Source organism: Phenylobacterium sp. (genome assembly GCF_030681155.1).
Taxonomy (GTDB): domain Bacteria; phylum Pseudomonadota; class Alphaproteobacteria; order Caulobacterales; family Caulobacteraceae; genus Phenylobacterium.
The window spans coordinates 47,836-72,984 of sequence record NZ_JAUXXE010000056.1 but is presented as its reverse complement, the minus strand read 5'-3'; the positions used below and the strand labels follow the sequence as shown (position 1 = coordinate 72,984).

Sequence of the window (25,149 nt, the reverse complement as noted above, 5' to 3'; positions counted from 1 at the left end):
ACCGGTCCTACCATCCTTTCGAACGCTGCGTCGCGGTAGGCGAGCCTGCTTTCATTGGCCCTGGTCTGCGCATCCGCGAGAGAACGGCGTCTATGGAAGGAAGCCGTTGTGCAGCGCACCAGTACCGAGGGGCCTGACTACTTTCATAAAGTTGTCGATTGCCAGTGGGCCTGTCCGGCCCACACGCCGGTTCCAGAATACATCCGCCTTATCGCCGAAGGGCGTTACACCGACGCCTACATGGTCACTTGGAAATCGAACGTCTTCCCGGGCATTCTCGGGCGGACCTGCGACCGTCCTTGCGAGCCCGCCTGTCGGCGCGGCCGGGTCGAGGATGAGCCAGTGGCCATCTGCCGCCTGAAGCGCGTCGCGGCCGACAACAAGGGGGACATCGCCGACCGCCTCCCTGTCCCAGTCGCAGCCTCCAACGGCAAGCGCGTCGCTCTGGTCGGGGCGGGGCCCGCCTCCTTAACCGTCGCCCGCGATCTCGCCCCACTGGGATACGAACTCACGCTCTTCGACGGAGAGACCAAGTCCGGCGGGATGATCCGCAGCCAGATCCCTCGGTTTCGCCTGCCCGAGGAAGTCATCGACGAGGAAGTCGGCTACATCACGGGCCTGGGGATGGAAGTCCGGCTCGGCGAGCGCGTAGGCAGCCTGAAAGCCTTGATGGATGAGGGCTATGACGCGGTGTTCGTCGGCTCAGGCGCGCCGCGCGGCCGCGACCTCGATCTGCCCGGCCGCCAGGAAGCGGCCGCCAACATCCACATCGGCATCGACTGGCTTTCCAACGTCTCGTTCGAACACGTCAACAGCATCGGCAAACGGGTCATCGTGCTCGGCGGGGGCAACACCGCGATGGATTGCTGCCGCACCTCGCGCCGACTGGGAGGCGAGGACGTCAAGGTCATCGTTCGCTCGGGCTTCGAGGAAATGAAGGCCTCGGCCTGGGAGAAGGAAGACGCGATCCACGAGGACATCCCGATCCTCAACTTCCTTGTCCCGAAGGAATTCACCCATCAGGACGGCAAGCTGACGGGCGTCGTCTTCGAAAAAGTTCGGCCGGAATACGACGATAGTGGCCGGCGCAAGCTCGTCCACGCTGGCGAGCCCGACCAGCACTTCGAATGCGACGATGTCCTAATCGCCGTGGGCCAGGAGAACGCCTTCCCGTGGATCGAACGGAACATTGGTCTGGAGTTCGACGAGTGGGGCATGCCGCAGGTCAACCCCCTCACGTTCCAGTCCACCGCGCCAAGCGTCTTCTTCGGCGGCGACGCAGCCTTTGGCCCAAAGAACATCATCTGGGCCGTGGCGCATGGCCACGACGCAGCGATCTCGATCGACAAGCACTGCAATGGCGAGGATGTCGCCATTCGGCCTGCGCCTATGACCACCCTGATCAGCCAGAAGATGGGCATCCACGAGTGGAGCTACGACAACGATCCGGCCAATGACGGCCGCTACAAGGTGCCCCAGCGCGACAAGGCCGATGCGCTGAAAGATGTGCGGCTGGAGGTCGAACTCGGCTTCGCTCGAGAGATGGCCTACCGCGAGACCCAGCGCTGCCTGAACTGCGACGTCCAGACAGTGTTCGCCGAGCCTGCCTGCATCGAATGCGACGCCTGTGTCGACATCTGCCCGACCGACTGCATCACCTTTACCGAGAACGGCGACGAGGATGACCTGCGTGGGCGGCTGAAGGCGCCGGCGACCAATGTCGAACAGGCGCTCTACGTGTCCGACGTCCTGCCGACGGGCCGGGTGATGGTGAAGGACGAAGACGTCTGCCTGCATTGCGGGCTCTGCGCCGAACGCTGTCCGACCGGGGCCTGGGATATGCAGAAGTTCCTGTTGGAAATGACCCACGCGGGGGGATCATGCCGCTAGAGGCGCTCAACGATTTCGTCGTCAAGTTCGCGAACGTAAACGGGTCTGGTTCGGCAAGCACCAACGGCATGTTCGCCAAGGCGATCCTGCGCATGGGTGTGCCCGTCGCGGCGCGTAACATCTTCCCGTCCAACATCCAGGGGCTGCCAACTTGGTTCGAGGTTCGGATCACCGAGGCTGGCCATCTGGGGCGCCGAGGCGGCGTCGACCTCATGGTCGCCATGAACCCTCAGACCTGGGACCGGGACGTCGCCGAGATCGAGGCCGGCGGGTATCTGTTCTACGACTCGACCAAGCCACTGCCGCCGTCGAAATTCCGCGAGGACATCACCGTGCTCGGCGTGCCGCTGACCGCCATGTGCAACGCGGCCTACCAACTCCCGCGCGAGCGCCAGCTCTTCAAGAACATCATCTATGTCGGCGCCCTGGCCGCCCTGCTCGATATCGAGATCGGCGTCATCGAGACCCTGCTGAGCGAACAGTTCGCGGGCAAGGAACGGCTGATCAAGGCCAATGTGGCGGCCCTGCACATGGGCCGTGACTATGTCGCCGAGCATCTCAGCCCTCTTCGCCTGCGCGTTCGACGGGCCGACAAGGTGGGCGACCGGATTTACGTGGAAGGCAACGCCGCCGCTGCCCTAGGCGCGGTCTATGGCGGCGCCACGGTCTGCGCCTGGTATCCGATCACGCCCTCGACATCGCTTGCCGAAGCCTTCACCGGCTACTGTGAAGACCTGCGCATCGAACCAAGGACTGACAAGGCTCGCTACGCCATCGTCCAGGCCGAGGACGAGATCGCCTCCATCGGCATCGTGATCGGCGCGGGGTGGAACGGCGCACGCGCCTTCACGGCCACCTCCGGTCCTGGAATTTCGTTGATGACCGAGTTCATCGGCCTCTCCTACTTCGCCGAGATTCCGGCTGTGATCTTCGATGTTCAACGCGGCGGCCCCTCGACCGGCATGCCGACCCGAACCCAACAAGCCGACCTGCTGGCCGCCGCCTATTCGGGGCACGGAGATTCCAAGCATCCGCTGCTGCTGCCGGCCGATCCGGGCGAATGCTTTGAAATGGGAAGCTTGGCCTTCGACCTGGCCGATCGGCTCCAGACCACGATCTTCGTCATGCTCGACCTGGATATCGGCATGAACGAGTGGCTGACCAAGCCCTTCGAATGGGACGACAGCCGCAAGCTCGATCGCGGAAAGGTCATGACCTACGACGATCTGGAGGCTGGCCGCGATTTTGGACGCTACCTCGAGGTCGACGGCGACGGCATCCCCTATCGCACCTACCCTGGCACCCACCCGACCAAGGGCGGCTATTTCACCCGTGGGACCTCTCGCAACCCCTATGCCCGCTACAGCGAGGAGGGCTCGGTCTACGTCGGGAACATGGAACGTCTGCTGCGCAAGTTCGACACGGCGCGAGGCCTGGTTCCAGCCCCCATCCGACGCGACGCCAAGCGCGCGACCCGCGACGGGGTGATCTTCTTCGGATCCAGCACTCCAGCGGTCCATGAGGCCTTGGATGCTCTGGAGCATCGGGGTCTCCACCTCGACGCTCTCCGAGTGCGGGCCTACCCCTTCCCTGACGAGGTGTTCGCCTTCGTCGCTGCTCACGATAGAATCTTCGTCATCGAGCAGAACCGCGACGGCCAGCTTCGCACCCTACTGATCAACGAGGGCGATATCGACCCGTCGCGGCTGACCGCCGTGCTGCACTACGATGGCACCCCGATCACCGCCCGCTTCATCTCCAGCGCAGTCGAAGCCTTGATGACTGACCGCCGGCAGGTTCCCGAGGCCGCCGAATGACCTACATCACCAAACCTCAGCTGCATCACCCGAAGCTGGCTGAGAACGCGCTGGGCTATACGCGTCGCGACTACGAGGGCTCAGTCTCAACCCTCTGCGCCGGCTGCGGCCACGACTCGATTTCGGCGGCGATCATCCAGGCCTGCTACGAACTCGACCTTCCGCCGCACCGGATCGCCAAGCTGTCGGGGATCGGTTGCTCGTCGAAAACCCCGGACTACTTTCTTGGCAATTCTCACGGGTTCAACACGGTCCACGGCCGGATGCCGTCTGTGCTCACCGGCGCCAACCTGGCCAATCGCGACCTGATCTATCTGGGCGTCTCCGGCGACGGGGATTCGGCCTCGATCGGTCTTGGCCAGTTCGCGCACTCGATCCGGCGCGGCGTGAACATGCTCTACATCGTCGAGAACAACGGCGTTTACGGGCTCACCAAGGGCCAGTTCTCGGCCACCTCCGACAAGGGCTCGAAGTCCAAGAAGGGCGTGATCAACCACGACGCCGGGATCGATCTCGTCAGCCTTGCTCTGCAGATGGGCGCGACCTTCGTTGCCCGGTCCTTTTCCGGCGACAAGGCCCAACTTGTGCCGCTGATCAAGGCCGCGCTCAGCCATCGCGGCGCGGCCTTCATCGACTGCGTCAGCCCGTGCGTGCAGTTCAACAACCACGCCGGTTCGACCAAGTCCTACGACTATGTGCGCGAACACAATGAGGCAGTGAACAGGATGGACCTGATCCCTCACCGCGACGCCATCACAGTCGACTACGCGCCCGGCGAGACGGTCCCGGTCACCCAGCATGACGGGTCAGTTCTGCAACTTCATAAGCTGGCCGCGCACTACGATCCCTCGGACCGCATCGGCGCGCTCGCCTATCTTCAGTCTCGACAGGCGTTGGGCGAAATTGTCACTGGCCTGCTGTTCCTGGACCCAGAGGCGCGCGATCTGCACGAGAACCTCGGCACGGTTTCGGCGCCGCTCAACACGCTCACGGAGCGTGAACTCACCCCCGGAGCCGCGGCGCTCGCCAAGCTCAACGCTTCGCTGCGCTAGGCGCAAAACCACCCGATATGACCGTATCCTGACGGCCTTCTCCCCTCGCCCGGCACGCGAGGCAGGGGTTTAACCGGATGGCTTGGCCGTCCCGGCGCTGGAAGTGTGGGTCAACGGGAGGCTCCCGTCTTGACGGACTTTGACCATACACTCGCCCCGCACGAGATCCGAAGGATCGCCGCCGACGCGTTCGTGTTCGGCTTTCCCCTCGTGCTTGTCGATCTGGTTCGGCGCGCCCATCCCGTGGGCGCCAACCAGGTCCTGCACCTGCCAGACGACGCCGCCGACGTAGCGCCCGGGCTGCGGGACGGCGATCCTCGCATGGTGCAGTCGAGCGCCTGGATCGATCTTTCCAGCGGACCGATGGTCATCACCATGCCGCCGGTCGAAGGGCGTCACCTCACCCTGACCTTGATTGACGCCTGGGGAGAAACCGTGCCCGCCCCACGGGCCAATCCAGCCGAGGGCGTGGGCCTGGTGCTCGCCGGTCCCCGGGGGCAAACCGATCCGAAGCTGGGGCTGACGGTGCTTCGGGCGAGGACCGACGCGGTATGGATGGTCACCCGGCTCGCCGCCGACAGCATTGCTGACCGGGAGGCGGCCCGAGACCTCCTGGCCGCGCAGCGCATCCGGCCCTACGAGGAGCCGAGCTACGGATCGGCCTTTGCGCCGCCCGTTCTGGAACCCCCTGCCAAGGCCTCCATTGAGGCGATCGGCAATCTCCCCCCCGAGATATTCCTGCATCGGCTGGCGGTCCTCCTGGCCCGCCATCCCCACGCGCGCGTCGCCGCCGATCTTGAGGCTCTCGCCCTGATCAATGTCGCGCCCGGAAAGCCCTATGCGCCGCCGCCGCATGACAGCAAGGAATACCAAGCCACGATCCGCGGACTGGCCGACGGCCTCGCAAAGATCAAACACGCCGCAAATCCCGCGCCGCCGGCTATCGGGTGGCGTCGGCTCTACAGCTCGCCATCGCCCAATGACCACCTTGCGTATGCAGCAGCCGCCCTGTCGGGCCTGGGCGCCGCGGCGGCCGAGAGCATTCTGCACTTCGCCTGCGAGGTGGACGATACCGGACGCCCCTTCAACGGCGCCGAGCGATACGAATGCCGATTTGCTCCCGGCGACACGCCACCAGTTGGCGCCTTTTGGTCACTGTCGCTTCAGCGCCGCCCGGCGCATGGAGAACTCTTGTTGCATCGCTACGCCTTGAGCGACCGCGACCGTCCGCAGCCAGAACCTAACGGCGAATTGTCCCTGCGGATTCAACACACGCCGCCCTCGTCGGGTTTGGCTGCCAACTGGCTTCCCGCTCCCCTCGGGGAGTTCGCCCTGGTTCTTCGCTTGCATGCTCCGAAGGACGCGGCCCTGACGGGCGCCTGGCGCCCGCCCCCGGTTCGCCGGCTCGAGCCCAGCGCCAAGTGACGTCGCCGACTCGGGTAAATCACCCGGTGATCTGCGGGTTAGGCCTGATCGTCGCGAGCGAGGCGGCGCGATTCACTGAGTGAACCTGGCTCAGCACCCCCCGTGACGCCGGGTCGATTGGGCGAAGCCCGATCATTCCTCGACCGGCCCCGCGCAGCAAGGCGTGGGGCCACCGGTGCCTCTACTGGGCCAAGACATGAAATTCCCGCCACCTGTGCCAGCCCCCTCAAAGGCGCCCGCCGCGGCCCTTCTTGCCCTCGGCCCGCCAGTGCGGCGTGGCGTGGAGGCGCACGGGCGTCATTATCGCACCGCGTGCTGGTCTGACGACCTCCACGCAACGGAACGTCCGCAAGAGCGCCACGTCCTAGACCTCCGCGTTTAGTCGCCTAGTTCACGCGCCGCGTCCGGCCGGCCCAGTAGGGCTCGCGAAGTTCGCGCCGCAGAATTTTCCCCGATGCGTTGCGAGGCAAGGCCTCAATGAAGTCGACGCTCTTGGGTGATTTGAACGCCGCTATCCGCGAACGAGCGAAGGCGATGATGCTCTCCGGGTCCGGTGTGGTTCCTGGTTTCCGGACCACGATGGCTTTCACCGCCTCCCCCCAGACATCATCCGGTATGCCGATCACCGCGACTTCGGCCACATCCGGATGCCCATAAACGGCGCTCTCCACCTCGGCCGGATAGATGTTCTCCGCACCCGAGATGATCATGTCCTTCACCCGATCGTGGATGAAGAGATAGCCATCCTCGTCCAGGTAGCCGGCGTCACCGGTTCGCAGCCAACCGTCCTCGCCCACCGTCGCCGCCGTAGCGTCGGGCAACCGCCAATAGCCCGCCATGTTGGAAACCGAGCGGACTGCAACCTCGCCGACTGTATTGACCGGCAGGCTCGCGCCCGCATCATCGACGATCTTCAACTCGACGCCCGGCATCGGCAGGCCCGCGGCGCGCATCCGCGGCGTCCCGTTGGGATCGTGGTCCTCCGGCGGGAGATAGACGATGGTGCCGCAGGTCTCGGTCATGCCGTACTGCTGGCAAAAGCCGCAGCCAAAGACCTCCATGCACTCGCGCAGCAGGTCCAGCGGGATCGGGCTGGCCCCGTAGAGGATGTATTTGAGGCGGCTGTAGTCCACCTCCCTAGCCTTTGGTTGGCGGACGACGATCTGCAAGGCGGCGGGGACCATGAACATCTTGGAGATGCGGTCACGCTCGATAAAGTCGAGCACCTTGGTCGGATCGAACTCTCGCGCCACCACGCCCTTGGCGCCGTTCACCAGCCCGACGATCCCCCAGCCGGTGCCGCCGATATGCCCAACCGGCATGGCCACCAGGCTGATGTCGTCCGGCCCCCAGCGGTTCCACGCCATCTCGGCCTCGGCCGCCTTGCGTCGGCCGCCCAAAATGTTGAGGTGGCTCAGCATCGCTCCCTTCGGACGTCCTGTCGTACCCGAGGTGTAGAGCTGTACGGCGACATCGCGCTCCTCGATCGGCAGTTGAGGATCGCGCGCCGGCTGGGCGTCGCGCCAAGCTTCGAAGGTCGGCCATCCAGATAGGCCAGCCTCCATGGCCACAATCTTCACACCGGGAAGCTCAGGCGCGATTTGACGGGCGTTCTCCAACACCTCAGGCCCGACGAACAGCATCCTGGCCCGCGCGTCGCCGGCGATATAGGCGACCTCCGGCGGCGCCAAACGCCAGCCGATCGGCGCCATGACCACCCCGACCTTGGCAGCCCCAAACAACAGTTCGAAATAGTGGTCGCTGTTCTTCCCGAGATAGGCGATCCGGTCGCCCTTCCCCAGGCCTTCGGCGAGCAGCGCCTGGGCCGCCTGGTTCGTGCGGCGGTCGAACTCGGCGAAGGTTGTTTCGCGCCCTTCGAAGACCAGGGCTATTGACGTCGGCCGTCGCTGGGCGTGGTAGCGAGGTATGTCGGCCAAGGTCCTCATGGCCTCGAAGTCGATCGTCTGGTCGGGCTGATTGGTCGTGGCCAGCGCCATCGGGCGTCCCTTTCTCAAAGTCCCAACACCAGACGGGCGATGATGTCCCGCTGGATCTCGTTCGAGCCGCCATAGATCGTGGCGGCGCGGTCGTTCAGATATCTAGGCATGGCCGTCAACGCCGCGTCGGGCCCGATCGGCGCAACGTTCGAACCAGGCTGACGGGCCCCCGGCTGGTCGGCGGCGGCGTAAGCGCCCGCGGTTTCCAGCATCAGTTCATCGACCATCTGCAGGGCCTCGGCGCCTTGCGCCTTCAGCATTGAGGATGCCGGCCCCGGATTGGCGCCCGACGCCAGCGCCGCCAGGGTGCGCTGTTCGGCGATTTCGATTGCGGTTACCGCGATTTCGGCCGCCATCAGCTTGGAGCGAAAAGCCGCTTCGGTCAGCAGGCCAGCTTCCCAGGCGACGTCTCGCACCCGATCAAGCATCACTTGCAGGCCGGGCGCCGAACTCCCGCCCCGTTCGAACTCCAGCAGGTACTTGGCGACCGTCCAGCCCTTGTTCTCCTCGCCGACCCGATCTGAGACAGGAACCCGCACCTGGTCAAAGAAGACCTCGTTGACCTCGTGCTCACCGGCCAGGGTGATGATCGGGCGTACGCGAATTCCTGGTGTGTTCATGTCCAGCAGCAGGAAGGTTATGCCAGCCTGCGGCTTCCCCGTCGCATCGGTGCGGACCAGGCAGAACATCCGGTTGGCCCAGTGGGCGTGAGTGGTCCACAGTTTGGAGCCCGACAAGACGTAGTCGTCGCCATCGCGGACAGCCCGCAACGCCAGCGCGGCTAGATCAGAGCCGGCCTGCGGCTCCGAATAGCCCTGACACCAGTAATCCTCCCCCGAGAGTATCCGCGGCAGATAATGCGCCTTCTGCTCGGGCGTGCCGAACCCCATGATCACCGGCCCCACCATCCGCAGCCCCATAGGCGCCAGGCCCGGCGCGCCAGCCCGCGCGCACTCGGCGGCAAAGATGTGCCGCTGCATCACGCCCCACCCAGGCCCGCCATACTCGACAGGCCAGGAGGGCGCGGCCCAGCCCTTGGCGTGCAGGATTTTCTGCCAAGGCAAGCTGTGCTGCTTGTCAGTGAAGACGCTGGTGGCCCGGCGCCCGACCTCACGGAGCTCTGGGCTCAGTGAGGCGTCGAGGAAGGCGCGAACCTCGTCACGGAACGCCACCTCCTCATTCGTGAGGTCGAGGTTCACGGCCGCCTCCTAGAACTTGGCCCTCAAGGTCAGGCCGTAGGTGCGCGGTGGAGCCAGGAAGGTGGCGAAGGTGCCCGTCTGCAGCGGCTGATCGACGACGACCTGATGATAGTCTTCATCGGTCAGGTTCTGGGACCACAGCTCGGCCGACCAGCGCTCATCAATCGAGCCGAGCACCAACCGTGCATTGACCAGAGTCATCGGCTTCTGAGACTTTAGCGGATCCAGGTTCGAGCCGGTGTTGTACTCCGACGTGTACTTCGCCGAAATGCTGGCCCGGAATTCCAGAGTGTCGCTGATCGGCTTTTCATAGTTCACGGTCCCGGCGCTGGACCAAAGCGGCGCGTAGGAGAGGCGGGTGTTGGGTAGGCGCGGCGAAATGCCAGCCGGCGGCGTGAAATCTCCAAATTGGGTCTCCGCGTAGGTCACCCCGCCGGAAAAGCTGAGGCCCTCAACCGGCGTGCGCCACATGAGGTCGAAGTCGACGCCGCGGGAGACGACCTCGGGGATCGAAGCCACCAGCCAGCTGATCCCCGTATAGGTGTTGAGCTGGAAGTCCTCGAAGGTCTGGTGGAAGATCGTGGCGTTCGCCACCAACCCGTAGCCGAGGGTGTTGGTCTTCACACCCAGCTCGTAGCTTGTCACCGTCTCGGCCGGGAAGCTGGTGTTGGGATCGATGACCCCAATGGCCAGCCGCGAGCGGTCGAGGTTGAAGCCTCCGCTCTTGAAGCCCTCGGCGTAGGAAGCGTAGGCCATTACGCTTTCATTGAACCGATAGGCGCCTTTCAGGGTGCCACTCCAGCGGCCCTCGTCCTGCTTCTGGTGGGTGACCACGTTGTTGAACGCTGGGTCCGAGTGCGGCGCGCAGAGCGCGGCGCGGGCCGCTGGCGGAATCGGACGGGCGATGGCCGCAGCGCAGGCCGCAGCCGGGACCGAGTTGGTGTAGTGGCTTTCGACGGTCTTCTCGTCGTCGGAATAGCGCAAACCCAGCGTCAGTTCGAAGGCGTCGGTCACCTTCCAGCTATTGTTGGTGAACAGGGCCCAGCCCTTCGAGCTGTGATCATAGCTGTCGCGGGGCCCCTGGCCGGCCGGGAAGTTGGTCCCGGCAGGCAGGCCGGTGAGCGCCGAGACCAGAGCTGGATTGGTCCCTTGCGACAGCAGCAGGCTGAAATAGGGTTCGTAGGCGCTGCCGAAAGTTGTCGCAGCGCGCGCAAGCAGGGCCTCGTCGGAATAGAAGAACCCGACCAACCAGTTGATTTTGTCCGTTGCACCGGCAAGCCGGAGTTCCTGCGACAGCGACTTTATCTGGCTGAAGCTCGAGCCGTCGGCGGACCGATACCAGATGTCAGCGGACGAGAAGTCGATGTCGGAGCCGTTCTCAGCGCGCCACTCGCGATAGGCCGTGATCGAGGTCAAAGCGACGTTCTCGTTGATCTCCCAGTCGAGCTGCGCCGAAACGCCTCGGTCGCTGATCTTGGACCCCATGTCGCGGTTCGCGTTCGCGACGCGCGCATAGGGGTTAGGTGGACGGATCACACCATTGTCGGCGGCCAGTGCATCGACCAACGGCGCGGTGGGACCGGCCACGGTGACGAAGTTGACGCAGCAATGCTCGTCCCGCTCGGAGAGGTCGGCCAGGACCTTCACCACCAACGCGTCAGTGGGCGCGATCAGCAGTTGGCCCCGAACGGTGTAGTAGTTCTGGTCGGTGTCGTCGGTCCGGGTTCGGGGTCCAGCGCCGACCAGGACGTCGGCGAAACCGTCACGTTCGCGCTTGGCGACATACAGCCGCCCGGCCATCACATCGCCGGCGATCGGGCCGGTCACGCTGGCCGACAGGCCCCGGGCGCCGTAATTGCCAAAGGTCAGTTCCGCATCGGCTCCAAACTCGAACGATGGCGCCTTGGTGATGACATTGATGACGCCCGCCGAGGTGTTCTTGCCGAACAGCGTGCCTTGCGGCCCTTTCAGGATTTCGACCCGTTCCAACTCCCCGAGATCGCCGAAGGCCACGCTGCTACGCGAGCGGTAGACCCCGTCGATCACCGTACCGACCGATGATTCCAGCCCTGGATTGTCGCCGATGGTGCCGACCCCGCGGATACGCGCCGAAGTCTGCGCCTCGCTCGTCGACGACGTCACGCTGAGGCCGGGAGCGAGAACCTGGAGATCCTTGATGTCGCGAACGCCGGCGTCCTGTAGCTGGCGTTGCGGCAGCGTCGTGACCACCACGGGCACATCCTGCAGATTTTGCTCGCGCTTCTGAGCGGTCACCACCAACTCAGACACGGTGGCGGACTCTTGAGCCAAGGCCGGGCCAGCCGCGCAGGCGGCCGCCAAAATCGCCCACGAGGCGTTGCGCATCATGTGTCTCATTGTCCCTCCCGGCGCCGCCCTTGATTGGCGGCTTGTTTTCTCGCTGCGATCTTGCGCAGCTCTGCCCTCGATGGTTGCGGAACTAGGTGGGGACCTGCAAGCTATCGGAAGTGATAGGGTCGCCTCCGCGATCGTGAAATCGGGCGGGCGAATGACGCGGACGACAGCGCAGGCCGAGCATGATCTGGTGCAGGCCTTGGCCGTCCAGGTACGCGACGACGGCGCAAGGATCGGCCTGCCCTACATCGCCGTCAGCGCCGACATTGGCGATCCAGAGCCCATGCGGGACGCCGAGGGCCGACCGTTCGCCGAGACCCTGTTCAACTGGCTCGATCCAGACCTGCACTATTGGAAGGACCGCAGCTTCGCCTTGCGCTCTCCTTTCGTCTTCGGGGCTCGCTACACCGCCGAGCCGTTCTATTTCGTCGAGGGCCGTTTCGGGACCTGGCGGCCGGCGCCGCGGCTTGAACGAATAGACGTGGTGCAGGCCCCGGAACGCGTTGCGGTGGGCACGGCGATCGTGGCCCCGGCACACCTGCCAGGCGGCGTCATCGGCGCGGTCGTTTGGGCCTCCCAAGAGGTCTTCGACATTCGGCCGGTGTTCGAGCGCGAAGCCGCCAGCCTCCACGCGCTAGCCCTCAAGATGCTCGCCACATACAATGATCTCGGTGTCGCGGCGAAGTCCGAGGAGGTCCGGCTGACCCGGCGCGAGATCCAGTGCCTGAAGTGGGCCGCCGACGGAAAGACAGACGTCGATATCGGCGAGATCATGAAAATCTCGACGCCCACCGTCCGGTTTCATATGCGCAACGCCGCCGACAAGATGGGGGTCGGGGGCCGGTCCCAGGCCGTGCACCACGCCACGACCCTGGGTTATATCGGCGAGCGAAAGAGCCGGACGAAAGTCTAGGCCGCGAGGGAGGCCCGGCGTCTCTACACCGAGCCTCGATCACGTCATTCGGCCGGCGCCAAGGCCGGCTCAGCCTTCGCGCCCCGCCCAGCCAAGCTCAGCACGACCTGGGTGATCGCGGGCAGCACCACCAAGGTCAGGGCCGTCGCTGTGATCAGCCCTCCGATCACCACCATCGCCAGGGGCTTCTGCACCTCGGCGCCCGTGCCGCTGGCCACCGCCATCGGGATGAAGCCGATGGCCGGGACAAGACCGGTCATCACCACCGGCCGCACCTTTTCCATCGCCCCATCGATGATCGCCTGACCCAACGCCACGCCATCGGCCAAGCGCTGGCGGATGCTGCTCATCACGACGAGGCCGTTGAGGACGGCGACGCCGGCCAGGACGATGAACCCGACCGCGGCGGAGACGGAGAAGTTGATCCCCGACAAGGCCAGGGCGAACACCCCGCCACTGAGCCCCAGGGGCACAGCGATAAACACCGCAAACGCCGGCGCAAAGCCGCCCAGAGCCAGATAGAGCAGCGCAAACACCGCAGCGAAGCACAGCGGCACCACAATCGCCAGGCGTTGCGACGCCGCCTGCAGGTTCTGGAACTGCCCACTCCATTCGATCCACGTGCCGGGCGGCAAGGCCACAGCTTCGACCTTCGGCTGGGCGGCGGTGACAAAGGAACCGACATCGCGGCCGCGGACGTTGGCCTGTACGACGACCCGGCGCTTGCCACCTTCACGGCTGATCTGGTTCAGCCCCTCGGCATGCGTGAACCGCGCGAGCTGGCTCAGCGGGACGGACCTGCGCAGCTGCCCTAGCTCGGCCGGGAGCATGACGGGTAGAGCCCCAAGTGCGTCCAAGTCGTTGCGGCTGGCCTGTGGAACTCGGACCACCACGTCGAAGCGACGATCGCCCTCGAACAACAGCCCCGCCTCGCGGCCAGCCATGGCCGCAGCCACCGTATCGGCCACCTCCTCCACCGTCAGCCCAAGACGTCCGATCTCGGCGCGGTCGAACTGGACGTCGAGGGTCGGCGCACCGGTCACCTGTTCGACACGGACGTCGGCGGCGCCCGGGACCGATTGCAGCGCTGCGGCGATGCGAGCCCCGGCGGCGCTCATCTTGTCGAGATCATCGCCATAGATTTTCACGGCCACATCGCCGCGAACGCCACCGATCAGCTCATTAAACCGCAGCTCGATCGGTTGGCTGAGTTCATACCCCTGACCGATCAGTGCATTGGCCTTCGCCTCGACGCGAGCGATGACGTCTGCCTTGGTGTTCACCCCGTCCGGCCATTCCTTCTGCGGTTTGAGCATCACGAAGCCGTCTGAGATATTGGGCGGCATGGGATCGGTGGCGACCTCCGCAGTCCCGGTCTTGGAGAACATGTAGTCGACCTCCGGAAGGCTGGTGATCGCCTGTTCGACACCCCGTTGCATGCGCACCGACTGCTCAAGAGACGTCGACGGGACCCGCTGAGACGCCAAGGCCAGGTTCTTCTCATCGAGCTGCGGCATGAACTCCTGCCCCAGGAAGGTGAACGTCACCCCGGCCAGCACGAAGATCCCGACCGCCGTGCCGATAAACGGCGCGGGCTTCGCAACGGCGCGGCGGAGGACCGGCTCGTAGTGCAGTTTGATCTTGGCGATCGCCCAGACCTCCTTCTCCGCGACCTTGCCTCGGATCAGGAGGGCGACCATGGCCGGCACGAAGGTCAGCGACAGCACGAAGGCCGCCCCCAAGGCCAACATCAGGGTGATGGCCATCGGCGCGAAGGTTTTACCCTCCACCCCGCTGAAGGTCAGCAGCGGCGCAAAGACCAGGAAGATGATCGCCTGCCCATAGACCGTCGGAGGGATCATCTCCTGAGAGGCCAGCAGGGTTTCTTCCAGTCGCTCGCGCAGATCGAGCAGCCTGCCCTCCCCGTGTTGTCGTTCGGCAAGCCGGCGCAGACAGTTCTCAATGATGATGACCGCGCCATCGACGATCAGGCCGAAATCGAGCGCGCCCAGGCTCATCAGGTTTCCCGATACGCCGAGGATGTTCATCCCGATGCCGGTCATCAAGAACGAGATTGGAATGATCAGCACGGCGATCAGCGCGGCGCGAACATTGCCCAGCAGGAAGAACAGCGCGATCGCCACCAGCAGCGCGCCCTCGAAGAGGTTTCGCTGGACCGTGGCGATGGTGGCGTTGACGAGTTTCGAACGGTCGAGCGCCGGGGTGACCTTCACGCCGACCGGAAGGGACTTCTCGATGGCCTCCAGCTTTTCGCCGACCGCCTTGGCGACGGTCCGGCTGTTCTCCCCGATCAGCATCAGGGCCGTACCGACCACCACCTCGTGGCCGTCAATGCTGGCCGCGCCGGTTCGCAGCTCACCGCCAATTCGGACCGCGGCCACGTCCTTAACCCGGACCGGAACCCCGCCCCGTGTCGCGATCACAGCGTCGGCGATCTCGTCGATCGAGCGGATGCGGGCGTCGGCCCGAACCAGATAGGCCTCGCCGCCCCGTTCCAGGAAGTTGGCGCCGACCGAGAGATTGGCCGCTTCCAGAGCCTTGGCCAGCTCGGAGAACGATACGCCGTAGGCGCTGAGCTTCACCAGATCGGGTTCAACCAGATAGTGCTTCTGGAATCCGCCGATCGAGTCGATCCCGGCCACGCCGGGTACGGTCCGCAATTGTGGACTGACGATCCAGTCTTGAACGGTCCGCAGATAGGCGCTGCGCGCGATGTCGTCGGTGAGGCGCTCGCCCTCTGGCGTCAGGAAGCTGCCGTCCGACTGCCAGCCGGCCTGGCCATCCTTGACCGGCGCGCCCTTCCCGCCCGGGTTGGCGAAATCAACGGTGTACATGAAGACTTCGCCCAATCCGGTCGTGACCGGGCCGATCTGGGGCTGCACGCCTTCGGGCAAATCGTCTTGCGCTTGGGCGAGCCGTTCGCTCACCTGCTGGCGGGCGAAATAGAGATCGACGTCTTCCTTGAAGACCGCCGTCACCTGCGAGAACCCGTTCCGAGAGACCGAGCGTGTGCTCTCCAGCCCCGGGATGCCGGCCAGCGCCGTTTCCACTGGGAAGGTCACCCGCTTCTCGATCTCGATGGGTGAGAGCCCCGGATCGGTGGTGTTGATCTGGACCTGGTTGTTGGTGATGTCCGGCACGGCGTCGATCGGCAGCTTCGAGAGCTGCCAGACGCCGACCCCGGATAGGATCGCGATGATGAAGATGACCGCCCAGCGCGCCCGGACGGATAGGGCCATGAGACCTGAAATCATGACCTAGTGCGCCTCGCCTTCGCCCTTGCCCAACTCGGCCTTCAGCAGGAAGGCGTTGCGCGCGGCGATGCTCTGGCCAGCCGTCAGGCCTCTGACGATCTCCACCCGACCAGCCCCCCGTTGACCGATGGTCATAGGTCGCGCCTCGAAACCAATCGGCGTCCGAACAAAGACGACATCTCGGCCGCCAACGCTCTGCACCGCCTCGTCGGGGACGACGATGGCGGTGGAACCGGCCGCAGCCGTGGCGACGACGCGAGCTCTCACGGCCTGTCCTGGTTGCAGGCCCTCGCCTAGGACACTCACAATCGCCGTCGCAGCACCCGTCTCACGATTGAGCCCGGGGGTAAGCGAGCGGACCTTGCCCTCGACGGTTCGGCCATCGGCAGCTTCGACAACCACGCGGTCGCCGGGCGCGATCCTCCGCGCATCCATGCCGCTGACCGAGGCCTCCACATGAACCAGCTTTGGATCGGCAATGCGGAAGAGTTCGGTTTCGGGCTGAACGAAAGCCCCTAGGGTCAAGGACGCCGCCGTGACGCGCCCGGCGATCGGACTAGTTACGACAACGCCGCGGCCATCGGCCGAAATGTTCGCCGCGCCAGCCGCGACCTGTGCTCGGCGGGCTTCGGCGTTAGCAGCCGCGGCCTCGGCCTGGGCCTGCTCATAGTCCTGACGGGGCGAAACACGTTGCTCAAACAGCCGTCGCTCGCGCGCCAGCGTAGACTGGGCGAGATTGGCGCGAGCCGAAGCGACGGCGCGGTCGGCGGCGATCTGCGCGGCCTCGCGGCTTTCGACGATGGCCAGGGCTTCGCCGGCCCGGACGGGATCGCCGAGTCGCTTGAAGATCTGCGTGACCGCGCCGGCGGCCCGAGCGGTCAGGACCGCCTCGCCGCCCGGCGTGGCGGCCACCACGCCCTGCGCCAGGATCTCGCCCGCAAACCCGCCGGCTGAGACGGGTTGGATCTGGATCCCGGCGGCGCGAATGGCCTCCGCCGTCATCTCCAGCTCGCCTGAATCCCCCTCCTCGTGTTCGCCCTCTGCATGCTCGCTCGCCACAGAGGCGCCGCCCGCGCCAGCGGTCAACTTGGCCAGGCCGAAGCCCCCAACCCCGGCGATCAGGATCGCCGCCGCCACGCCGCCATAGAGACGGGATTTATCTTTGTTCACGGTTGGTCTCCGAACAGGGCGCGGCCTTGCAGGCGCGCCAGCGCCGCCTGGGCGCTCAAGCGCTCAAGCGCTGCGTCAAGGGTTTGGCCGCGCGCGTCAGCAAGCGCGCGGCGGGCGTTGGTCAGTTCGATAAGGGCCAGCTTGCCGCCCTCGTAGCCGATGCGGGTCAGGCGATAAGCCTCATCAGCCGCACGCTCGGCCTCACGGGCGGCGGCCAGCCGGCTATCGACGGCGCCAAGACGCGCGACGCCGGCCCCCGCTTCGGCCTGCGCATCCAGCCTCGCAGCCTCCAGCCGCGCCTCGGCGGCGCTGAGTTCGGCCCGGGCCGCGCTGATATTGCCCCGATTGCGATCAAACAGCGGAAACGGCGCCGAGAGGCCGGCGACCATGGCTGTCGAGTCGTCCTCCTGGAACCTGCGGAGCCCGACCGAGACCGAAAGGTCCGGCGTCGCCCGGCTCTGCTCCACTCGGATTCTCCGGACGGCAGCCTCCCGGTCGGCCTGGGCCGCCTTGTATGACGGGCTAGCCAGGGGATCTGGCGACGAGACCAAAGCTTCGCGATCGGCTGTCGCGAGCAAGCTGTGGGGGATCGAGGTGATGGGTGTTGTGACGCCAGCCAGGGCCGTGAGCGTGCCGAACGCGGTCGCCCGCACGGCCCGGGATTCAGCCAGATTGGCCTGGGCCGCCTGCACGCCAGCTTGCGCCTGGACCCGGCGCAGGTCGGCTTCACGGCCGGCCTCAACCAGCGCGCTCGCAACGCGAGCGTCATCCTTAGCCAGAGCCAACGCCTCACTGGCGAGCTGAACCCGCCGGTCTGCAGCTTCGGCGCCGGCATAGGCGGTCGCCAGTTCGTAGGCGAACTGCGCGGCGACCTCGGTGGCGCGGAGTTTGGCAGCCTCGACCTCAGCGCGACCAGCCGCCAGGCGCGCTTGGCGCTTGCCGCCCAGTTCCAAGGTTTGCTCGACCGAGCCAGTCGTCTCGGCAAGGTTGGACCCGGAAAAGGGTCCGGAGCCTGAAAAGTTCTCGACCTCGACGGAGACCGTCGGGTTCGGGCGGGCTCCAGCTTGGCGAGCTAGCCCGCTGGCTCGGGCGATATCTGCGCGGGCTTCGGCGAGGCGTGGCGCGCTCGTTTGTGCCTGCCGGAGCAGGTCGGAATATGGCGGCGCCGGCTCGGCCGGGGCGGCACCTGCACAAAGCGCGAAAGCGCTGGCCAGGACCGCACTAAGCGGCCCACGGCGATGGTGGGAAGTCATGAAAATCCTCGCGTGATGACGGATAGGACGCGCAGGGGCGCGTGCGGTCCGATCAGACGCGGGGAGGTCGTTCCAGGCCCGAAGGCGCCAGGGAGGCGTGACGCGAGGGCGGCGGGACACGGTGGGATTCGGCAGAGGGCGTCAGAGCGGCGCCCGGTTCAATCATCGCCACGCCGAAACTAGCCCCATGGTGGCAATGACCGTGGGGACACGCCGCTGCGCCGCCGCCAGGATGGCCATCGTCGTGGTGGTCGCTCTGGGAAAGCACCGCCTCATGGGACAAACCACCGACCGCCACAGCATCCTCCTTGCAGAGGAAGGCGTCGAAGGTCGGGCCGGCCAATAGGGTCGCCAACAGGCAGACGGTGACGAGACCGCCGAGCTTGCGCCACCATGTTTCGAAACCCGACATCAGCGCCTCTATAGCTGCGTCGTCGGCTGGCGAGAATGCGTTACTAAATCACGGTCATGGGGCGTCGATTTCGCCGCCCTCAACTCCGCGCGCGCCTGGGCCGTGATCTGCCAAGCCGAGCGCAGGAAGACAGCGGCGAGCAGAATTCCGACAATCAGGTCAGGCCAGCGCGAGCCGGTCACCGCCACCGCCACGCCGGTCGCCGCTACGGCGAGACACTGGATCATATCGTTGCGGGTGCAGAGCCAGACCGAGCGGACATTGGCGTCGCCGTTCCGGTAACGGACCAGCAGCAAGGCCGCGAGCAGATTCGCGGCAGCGCCGAACAGGCCAAGACCAGAGATCACGCCCGCCTCGGGCAGAGCGCCCGTCACCGCGCGCCAGATCGCAAAGCCCAGGATTCCGGCGGCCATCAGCGCCAAGCTACCACTTTTGATCAGGGCCGCGCCCGCCCGCACCTGCACGCTCTTGCCGATCGCCCAGAGGCTGATCGCATAGGTCGCCGCATCCGCGGCGAAATCCAGCGTATTGGCGGCCAGCGAAGCCGAGCCGGCCATCAGGCCCCCGACCGCCACCACGGCGAAGCCGACCAGATTGATGGCGATGACGCCCATCAGGGCGCGGCGATAGCCGACCGAGGCTCCGTCGAAGACCACGGTATGCCCACAGCAACCCCCGCTGGAAGGCGACTCAGACGTTGTGTTTTGTGATGATGAGCAGCTGGTCATGTCGCCACCCTGCATCCTCTAGTCACTAGAGGATCAAGCGCCTATTTTCGAGTTCGCAACAGGATGACACCCGCCCATGCCAATTCTCTCTATCGGCGCGCTCGCCAAGGCCACCGACGTCAAGGTTACGACCATCCGGTTTTACGAGCAGATCGGCCTGCTGCCGGAACCGCTGCGCGCCTCCAATGACAGGCGCGTCTATGACGAGCGCACCTTGAGCCGCTTGGCCTTCATCAAGCACGCTCGCCAATTGGGCTTTGCGGTCGACGCCATCCGCACCCTGCTGCAGCTCTCCGACCATCCCGAACAATCCTGCGAGCAGGCCAATCTTCTGGCCGCCGAACAATTGGCTGCGGTCGACAGCAAAATCGCCCGGCTGGAGGCGTTGCGCGGTGAGCTTCAAAGGGTGGTTTCGGCCGCCTGCCAGGGCCGCGTCTCCGATTGCCGCGTGATTGAGGTGCTGAGCGACCACAGCCACTGCGCAGCCGAGCACGACGCCCCCAGCGCCCTGGCCTCCTAGGCCCGGGCGTAGTCGTCCTCGAACCGCACGATATCGTCCTCGCCGAGATAGTCCCCCGACTGGACCTCGATGACGCTGAGCGGCTGATCGCCCGGGTTGGCGAGCCGATGTCGCGCGCCCTGCGGGATGAAGACCGACTCATTGGCCTTCACGAGGACTTCGGCGTCACCGATCGTCGCGAGAGCGACGCCGCTGACCACCACCCAGTGCTCGGCGCGATGCGCATGGCTCTGCAGCGACAGCTTGCATCCCGGCGCGACGGTGATCCGCTTGACCTGAAAACCCTCACCGCTGACGACGCTTTCGTACGATCCCCACGGTCGGCGAACTTGCCGGGCCTGGGTCGCCGGTTCGCGGCCGGCGGCGCGCAGCAGCTCCACCACTCGTCCCACATCCTGCTCGGCGCCGCGGTCAGCCACAAGCACCGCGTCTGTAGTCGCCACAACGATCAGGTCGCGAACCCCCAGCGTCGCCACAAGCGGGCCCTCGCTGCGCAGATAGGAGTTTGTCGTCGCCTCGGCGAAGGCCTCCCCAATCAGCACATTGCCATCGGCGCTCTTGTGGCCGAGCGCCCACAGCACCGACCAGGCCCCGACATCTGTCCAGTCGAACTCAGCCTTAACGACCGCCAGCCGATCGCTTCGCTCGGTCAGGGCATGGTCGATGGAAATGGACGGGCCGGCTGCAAACGCCGCCTCGTCCAGCCGGACGAAATCCAGATCGCGCCGAGCGACTTCCAATGATTGCTTCGCCGCCGCAAGAACCACAGGCGCGTGGCGCTCCAGCTCATCGATCACCAGCTGAGCAGGCGCGAGCAAAAGGCCGCTGTTCCACAGCCGCCCCCCTTCCCCCAACATGGCTTTGGCGTCGGCCTGGCTGGGCTTCTCGATGAACTGCACGACCTCATAGCCATCAGCTTCCCCTTCCAAGGGGGCGCCAGGCAGGATGTAGCCGTAGTCTGGAATCGGCGAGGTCGGCTCGACCCCGAGCAGCACAAGCGCGCCACGCCGGGCGATCGGCGCCGCAGTTTCGACAACGCGCAAGAACGCCCCGGTGTCACGGACCACATGATCGGCCGGCATGACCAGGATCACGGCGTCCGGGTCGAGGTCCCTAGCCAGCAAGGCGGCCACGGCGGTCGGCGCAGCAGTGTTGCGGCCGCACGGCTCCAGAACGATCAAGGGGTCATTGGTTCCGATGACGCGCAACTGCTCGGCGATTGTGAAGCGATGTTCAGCGTTGGCGACCACGATCAAAGGCTGGAAGCGGGCCGGATCGGACACCCGAGCCGCCGCCGACTGGAGCAGCGTCAGATCCTCGGTCAGGGCGAGTAGCTGCTTCGGATGGCTCTCGCGCGACGCCGGCCATAGCCGTGCGCCCGCTCCACCGGAAAGCAACACCGGGAAGATCCTAGAACCACGCGTGCTCACGAACGCCCTCATGTCGACCGCGCCGATTCAAAGGCGCGACCCAGCCTATGCCACGGCTGAGGCGACAACACGCCCTGACGATTGCGCCGCGGCCTATTTGATCGTGGTGTTGATGGTCATCCCCGCCTTCAAGGCCAGGGTCACGGGGGTTTTCTCCACCACCTCGGCCAGCCTCGTCACTTGGCTGGGGTCGAGGCCATCGCCGAACTGGACGATACGCTCGATCACCCGCTGCCCTTCGATGATGCGCAACGTCAGCGCGACATGAATGCCGATCAAGGGCCACGCCTTGCGCTCGCAATACATCCGCAGCGTGATCGCCGAACATGCGGCCAAACCAGAGAGCACGTAGCCGAACGGCGAAGGCCCGGCGTTCGCGCCGCCCAGGCCCTTCGGCTCATCGGCCAAGATTCGATGGTGACCGGCGACGATCTCGACCGTGTAGGGCGTATCGCCAATATCGGCCACGACCGATGCGATGGTGACTTCACCAGGTGCGCTCAAGACAAATCTCCCTTCACCGCCGAGGATCCTCAGTCATGCGCTCGGCCCGCCTGAGCGGCAAGTCGGGCGCACGGCCGCCCAGCTTGCTAGTCTGGCCGCGAAGACAGGGACATCAGATGAGTCGCATCCTCGCCGCCGTCACCACAGCCGTCATCGCCGCCGCGATCTCTGGCGCGGCTCATGCCGAGCCCACCGAAGTTATCGTGCGGGCGCTCAGCAAGGACGCGAAGTTCATCGGCGACAGCATGGGCGGCGTCCAGGTCACGCTAACCGACGCCGCGACCGGCCACGAACTGGCCAAAGGCCTGATCACCGGCACGACCGGCGATACGCAGAAGATCATGATCGCCCCGCGTCAGCGCGGCGTAGCCATCTCCACACCCGAGGCAGCCGCGTTCCGCACCACCCTGGATCTCGACCGACCGACCCTGGTCAGGGTCGAGGCCGTCGGACCGCTCGGCAAAACGGCCTCACAGATAACCGTCACCTCCATGAAGTGGCTGGCCCCTGGTCAGTCCTTGACCGGCGACGGCTGGGTGCTTGAGTTCCCCGGCCTGGTCATTGAGCCCGCCGTCGCGGTTCAGGCCGCAGGCTTGAAGGTCAACGCCAAGGTCACCCTCATGTGTGGTTGCCCCATCGAACCGGGCGGACTGTGGGACGCCGACAAGTATCAGGTGAGCGCCAGCTTGATCGCGGGTGGCGAGACCCTGGCCTCGACATCGCTGTCATACGCCGGGAAGCCTTCGACCTTCGCCGCCGAACTTCCCAAGCCAAAGGCTGGCGGCTATCGCCTGCGCGTCGTCGCAACCAATCCCGAGACCGGAAACACCGGCGTGGTCGAGCAGCCGATAATCATTGAGCGATGAAAGTTGATCGCGGCGTAACCTTTCGCCAACTGCATTTGGCTAGGGTCTGGCCGGGGTAAAACGCCCTGCGAAGGCGGACGCGCCTGCGCCCCTGGAACCAAGGCTCGTCATGTCGCTGAACAGCGTCAATACGAACACAGGCGCGATGATCGCGCTGCAGAGCCTCAACGCTATCAATAGCGAGTACGCTCAGGTCCAGCGTCGGATCGCCACCGGCCTGAAGATCTCCAGCGCCAAGGACAATCCCGCCATCTGGGCCATCGCGCAGAACATGCGCAGCGAATCCAAGTCGCTGGACGCGGTGAAGAGCTCGCTCCAACGCGGCCAGTCCATCGTCGACACCGCCCTGACCGCGGGCGAGTCGATCTCGGACATCCTCTCCCAGATGAAGGAGAAGGCGCTCGCGGCGACTGAGTCAGGACTGACGACCGCCACCAAACAAGCTCTGAACGACGAATATGTCGCGCTGCGAAAGCAGATCGACACAATCACCCTGGGCGCCAGCTTCGACGGGGTGAACCTGATCTCCGCGGGGTCGACCGGGAAGATCCGCGCCCTGGCCAACACCAAGGCCAGTGCGAACATCGACATCGACCACATCGACCTGTCGACCACCGGAACCGCGATCTCCTCCACCCTGACCGGCCTGTTGGGCGGCGTCGGGTCAAGCGACATCGCAGCAATAGACGCGGCGATACAGCGGGTCTCCTCCGCCCTCTCCAAGTTTGGCGTCGGCGCCAAGTCGCTGGACCGTCACCTGGAGATGAGCGCCAAGCTGCAGGACACCATAGATGCAGGCATCGGCAATCTGGTCGATGCCGACCTCGGCAAGGAAAGCGCGCGCCTCAAGGCGCTGGAGGTGAAGCAGCAGTTGGCGATCCAGGCGCTGCGAATCGCCAACCAGACGCCTTCCCTGCTGCTCAGCCTATTCCGCTAGGCCCCCTCGCCATCGGCCGCCGAGCCCCTATATCCCGCTGATGGTTGATCTCTCGGTTCTAGATTTGTCGCCCATCGTCGAAGGCGGTAGCGCGGCCCAATCCCTCAGCAACACTCGCGACCTGGCCCAGCACGCCGAACGGCTGGGTTATCATCGCTACTGGCTGGCGGAGCACCACAACATGACCGGGGTGGCGAGCGCCGCCACCGCCGTGGTGATCGGCCACGTGGCGGGCGGCACCTCTACGATCCGCGTGGGCGCTGGCGGGGTGATGCTGCCCAACCACGCGCCGCTGGTGATCGCCGAGCAATTCGGCACCCTGGCCGCTCTTTACCCAGGGAGGATCGACCTGGGCCTTGGCCGGGCTCCAGGCTCGGATCAGGCGACCGCCAGGGCTCTGCGTCGCAACCTGGTCGGAGACGTCGACCAGTTTCCTCGCGATGTCATTGAGCTGATGGACTATTTCAAACCCGCGCTGCCGGGGCAGCAGATCCAGGCCGTGCCTGGCGCTGGTCTAGACGTGGACTTCTGGATCCTCGGATCCAGCACCTACGGCGCCCAACTCGCCGCCATGCTCGGCCTGCCCTACGCCTTCGCCTCGCATTTCGCGCCGAGCCAGCTCGAGCCGGCATTGGCCATATATCGCAGCCAATTCCGCCCGTCCGAGCATCTGGCCAAGCCCTATGTGATGCTGGGCGTCAATGTGACCGCGGCCGAAACCGAGGAAGAAGCCGAACGGCTTTTCACCTCGCTCAAGCAGGCCTTCATCAATCTGGGCCAAGGGCGACCAGGGCCGCTGCCCCGGCCTGTCGACGATCCACACCGACAGCTCGACGAAATCGGCGGGCCGATGCTGCGCCAGAGTTTGAGCTGTTCGATTGTCGGGGGGCCAGACCGTGTTCGGCAGGGGCTGGCGGGCTTCGTCAAGCGCACGGGCGCTGACGAGCTGATGGTCACCGCGCAGATCTATGATCACGCCGCACGGGTCAGGTCGTTTGAGATCACCGCCGAGGCGCGCGATGAACTCGCGCGCCTGGCGGTCGTCCCGGCCTAGGAGTTGTCTTCGGTCGGCGCTTCCGGACCGTTCTTCTTGATGGACTCGATCGCGTTCTGGGCGCTTGCCTTGGACGCATAGCCCTCGGTCGCGAAGATCACTTCGCTGTTGTACTTGAAGCGAACCCGGAACTCGCCAGCCTTGTCTTTATAAATCTCGAACTTATGCGCCACTGGTCGTCTCCATTGGACCGTTGAACTATCTCACCCGCCCCAGGCGCAGACTTGGGCGCCGTTCAGGCAAGGTCAAGCCTGATACGTCGGGTGGCAGCCACACTACGGTCACGCTCCAGCGAGACTTTGCGGTCTCCGAAATCGCTTCCCATCTAAGGGGC

General features: G+C 65.4%; 20 protein-coding genes. 9 read left to right on the top strand and 11 right to left on the bottom strand.

The genetic code is table 11. The features are described from left to right. Nucleotides 1-108 precede the first annotated feature (108 nt). The 4 genes from Q8M13_RS14525 (at nt 109) to Q8M13_RS14510 (ending at nt 6,184) form a co-directional block, all read left to right on the top strand. A complete protein-coding gene (locus Q8M13_RS14525; RefSeq protein WP_305300698.1) occupies nt 109-1,890 on the top strand; it encodes an FAD-dependent oxidoreductase in 1,782 nt (593 codons plus the stop codon). Next, nucleotides 1,881-3,707, top strand: a complete 1,827-nt coding sequence (locus Q8M13_RS14520; protein WP_305300697.1) for a 2-oxoacid:acceptor oxidoreductase subunit alpha — start codon at nt 1,881-1,883, stop codon at nt 3,705-3,707. The genes Q8M13_RS14525 and Q8M13_RS14520 overlap by 10 nt, the downstream gene beginning before the upstream one ends. After that, complete coding sequence (locus Q8M13_RS14515; RefSeq protein WP_305300696.1) at nt 3,704-4,759, top strand: 2-oxoacid:ferredoxin oxidoreductase subunit beta; 1,056 nt, start codon at nt 3,704-3,706, stop codon at nt 4,757-4,759. The genes Q8M13_RS14520 and Q8M13_RS14515 overlap by 4 nt, the downstream gene beginning before the upstream one ends. Nucleotides 4,760-4,888: 129 nt before the next feature. Continuing rightward, the gene (locus Q8M13_RS14510) at nt 4,889-6,184 is read left to right on the top strand and encodes a DUF1214 domain-containing protein (RefSeq protein ID WP_305300695.1); all 1,296 of its coding nucleotides are present in this window, start codon (nt 4,889-4,891) and stop codon (nt 6,182-6,184) included. A 386-nt stretch (nt 6,185-6,570) separates the two neighbouring features. Here Q8M13_RS14510 and Q8M13_RS14505 read toward each other — a convergent pair whose 3' ends face one another. From Q8M13_RS14505 to Q8M13_RS14495, 3 genes are read right to left on the bottom strand one after another with little or no spacing between them, the layout of a single operon-like run. Beyond that, the gene (locus Q8M13_RS14505; protein WP_305300694.1) at nt 6,571-8,181 is read right to left on the bottom strand and encodes a fatty acid--CoA ligase; all 1,611 of its coding nucleotides are present in this window, start codon (nt 8,179-8,181) and stop codon (nt 6,571-6,573) included. Between the two features lie 14 nt (nt 8,182-8,195). After that, a complete protein-coding gene (locus Q8M13_RS14500) occupies nt 8,196-9,380 on the bottom strand; it encodes an acyl-CoA dehydrogenase family protein (protein ID WP_305300693.1) in 1,185 nt (394 codons plus the stop codon). Between the two features lie 9 nt (nt 9,381-9,389). Then, nucleotides 9,390-11,756, bottom strand: coding sequence for a TonB-dependent receptor (locus tag Q8M13_RS14495; protein WP_305300691.1), 2,367 nt, complete (start codon nt 11,754-11,756; stop codon nt 9,390-9,392). A 151-nt stretch (nt 11,757-11,907) separates the two neighbouring features. Between Q8M13_RS14495 and Q8M13_RS14490 the strand changes: the two genes are divergently transcribed. Next, nucleotides 11,908-12,666, top strand: a complete 759-nt coding sequence (locus Q8M13_RS14490) for a helix-turn-helix transcriptional regulator (RefSeq protein WP_305300690.1) — start codon at nt 11,908-11,910, stop codon at nt 12,664-12,666. A 44-nt stretch (nt 12,667-12,710) separates the two neighbouring features. Here Q8M13_RS14490 and Q8M13_RS14485 read toward each other — a convergent pair whose 3' ends face one another. The 5 genes from Q8M13_RS14485 to Q8M13_RS14465 are packed head-to-tail and all read right to left on the bottom strand — an operon-like array spanning nt 12,711 to nt 19,432. After that, nucleotides 12,711-15,941 carry an efflux RND transporter permease subunit gene (locus tag Q8M13_RS14485; RefSeq protein ID WP_305300689.1) on the bottom strand — a complete coding sequence of 1,077 codons (3,231 nt, stop codon included), beginning with the start codon at nt 15,939-15,941 and terminating at the stop codon, nt 12,711-12,713. A 3-nt stretch (nt 15,942-15,944) separates the two neighbouring features. Next, complete coding sequence (locus tag Q8M13_RS14480) at nt 15,945-17,111, bottom strand: efflux RND transporter periplasmic adaptor subunit (RefSeq protein WP_305300688.1); 1,167 nt, start codon at nt 17,109-17,111, stop codon at nt 15,945-15,947. After that, complete coding sequence (locus tag Q8M13_RS14475; protein WP_305300687.1) at nt 17,108-18,364, bottom strand: TolC family protein; 1,257 nt, start codon at nt 18,362-18,364, stop codon at nt 17,108-17,110. Before Q8M13_RS14475 ends, Q8M13_RS14480 begins: the two co-directional genes overlap by 4 nt. 52 nt (nt 18,365-18,416) lie before the next feature. Continuing rightward, nucleotides 18,417-18,776 (bottom strand): hypothetical protein, encoded by a 360-nt coding sequence (locus Q8M13_RS14470; protein WP_305300686.1) that lies wholly within the window; start codon nt 18,774-18,776, stop codon nt 18,417-18,419. Between the two features lie 8 nt (nt 18,777-18,784). After that, nucleotides 18,785-19,432: a cation transporter gene (locus tag Q8M13_RS14465; protein WP_305300685.1), complete on the bottom strand. Its 648-nt coding sequence runs from the start codon at nt 19,430-19,432 to the stop codon at nt 18,785-18,787. A 154-nt stretch (nt 19,433-19,586) separates the two neighbouring features. Between Q8M13_RS14465 and Q8M13_RS14460 the strand changes: the two genes are divergently transcribed. Continuing rightward, on the top strand, nt 19,587-20,024 hold the full coding sequence (locus Q8M13_RS14460; protein ID WP_370870073.1) for a helix-turn-helix domain-containing protein: 438 nt from the start codon (nt 19,587-19,589) through the stop codon (nt 20,022-20,024). Here the strand turns inward: Q8M13_RS14460 and Q8M13_RS14455 are convergent. Together Q8M13_RS14455 and Q8M13_RS14450 are read right to left on the bottom strand one after the other, a co-directional pair. Further along, entirely contained in the window at nt 20,021-21,454 is a 1,434-nt protein-coding gene (locus tag Q8M13_RS14455; RefSeq protein ID WP_305300683.1) for a mannose-1-phosphate guanylyltransferase/mannose-6-phosphate isomerase, read from the bottom strand. The genes Q8M13_RS14460 and Q8M13_RS14455 overlap by 4 nt on opposite strands. 93 nt (nt 21,455-21,547) lie before the next feature. Then, nucleotides 21,548-21,958: an OsmC family protein gene (locus Q8M13_RS14450; protein ID WP_305300682.1), complete on the bottom strand. Its 411-nt coding sequence runs from the start codon at nt 21,956-21,958 to the stop codon at nt 21,548-21,550. Nucleotides 21,959-22,074: 116 nt separating this feature from the next. On the opposite strand from Q8M13_RS14450, the gene Q8M13_RS14445 reads away from it, so the two are divergent. From Q8M13_RS14445 to Q8M13_RS14435, 3 genes are all read left to right on the top strand, one after another. Then, nucleotides 22,075-22,824: a hypothetical protein gene (locus tag Q8M13_RS14445; RefSeq protein ID WP_305300681.1), complete on the top strand. Its 750-nt coding sequence runs from the start codon at nt 22,075-22,077 to the stop codon at nt 22,822-22,824. Between the two features lie 109 nt (nt 22,825-22,933). Beyond that, nucleotides 22,934-23,761 carry a flagellin gene (locus Q8M13_RS14440; RefSeq protein ID WP_305300680.1) on the top strand — a complete coding sequence of 276 codons (828 nt, stop codon included), beginning with the start codon at nt 22,934-22,936 and terminating at the stop codon, nt 23,759-23,761. A 40-nt stretch (nt 23,762-23,801) separates the two neighbouring features. Further along, the gene (locus Q8M13_RS14435; protein ID WP_305300678.1) at nt 23,802-24,815 is read left to right on the top strand and encodes an LLM class flavin-dependent oxidoreductase; all 1,014 of its coding nucleotides are present in this window, start codon (nt 23,802-23,804) and stop codon (nt 24,813-24,815) included. Here Q8M13_RS14435 and Q8M13_RS14430 read toward each other — a convergent pair. Continuing rightward, nucleotides 24,812-24,988, bottom strand: coding sequence for a YegP family protein (locus Q8M13_RS14430; RefSeq protein ID WP_082602025.1), 177 nt, complete (start codon nt 24,986-24,988; stop codon nt 24,812-24,814). The genes Q8M13_RS14435 and Q8M13_RS14430 overlap by 4 nt on opposite strands. Nucleotides 24,989-25,149 lie beyond the last annotated feature (161 nt).